At 66.1% G+C, this 929-nt stretch carries 1 protein-coding gene; it reads left to right on the top strand.

Features of this window, described 5'->3' with window-relative positions; translation table 11 throughout:
* Window positions 1-52 precede the first annotated feature (52 nt).
* Window positions 53-917 (top strand): IS5 family transposase gene (locus ACGG9C_RS17030; protein WP_390178954.1). Its coding sequence is split into 2 segments (ribosomal slippage): window positions 53-397 and window positions 399-917, totalling 864 coding nucleotides; the frame shifts between segments, so codons are not numbered across the junction.
* Window positions 918-929: the final 12 nt, after the last annotated feature.

A 929-nucleotide genomic window follows, 5' to 3' on the forward strand; every position in this document is an offset into this window, starting at 1 on the left:
CTAGGCCGTGTTGCTAAAAGCTGTTCGGTGGTGTGTGAGTGATTCTTGAGTGGTGTCGCGAGATGTCATTACGGATGAGGCCTGGGAGTTAATCCGGGAGGTGTTCCCGCCGGCGAGAACGCGGGGGCGTCCGCCGGTGGATCGACGCACGGTGGTCGAGGCGACCGCGTGGCGGTTCCGCACCGGATCGGCGTGGCGGGATCTGCCCGAGCGGTTCGGGAGCTGGAACACGATCTACAAGAACTTCCGCCGTTGGGCGGCCGATGGGGTCTGGGAGGACCTGCTCGCCCATGTGCAGCGTCGAGCGTCGCTGGCGGGCGAGATCGACTGGGTCGTGTCGGTCGACTCCTCGATCGCGCGCGTTCACCAGCATGGCGCGACCCTGCCCCGCGACACAGGGGGCTGGATCGAGTTACAAGAAGTCCGGGCCGGAGCCGCCTGATCACGCGATCGGCCGGTCACGGGGCGGTTTGACGACGAAGATCCACCTCGTCTGCGACGGGAAGGCGCGGGCGCTGGCGTTCGTCCTCACCGGCGGGCAAGTCGCGGACACGAGCATGTTTACCGACGTGCTCGACGAGATCCACGTCCCGGGACGGGGTCCTGCGCGCACCAGGCCCGAGCGGGTGCTCGCGGACAAGGGCTACCCGTCGAAGAAGAATCGGTCATGGCTGCGCGAGCGGGGCATCAGGGCCACGATCCCCGAACGCGACGACCAGATCGCGAACCGGCGCAAGCGGCCGGGTCGTCCGATCGACTTCGGCGACGAGCAGCAGGAACGCTACAAGGGCCGCAATGTGATCGAGCGGTGCTTCAACTTCGTCAAGCAGTGGCGAGGACTCGCATCCCGATACGACAAGACGGCAAGCTCGTACGCAGCCGGGATCTGCCTCTCAGCCGCCCTCCAATGGATATAGCAACACGGCCTA

The organism is Microbacterium sp. MTN4-26, from assembly GCF_042846595.1.
GTDB classification, from domain to species: Bacteria; Actinomycetota; Actinomycetes; order Actinomycetales; family Microbacteriaceae; genus Microbacterium; species Microbacterium luteum.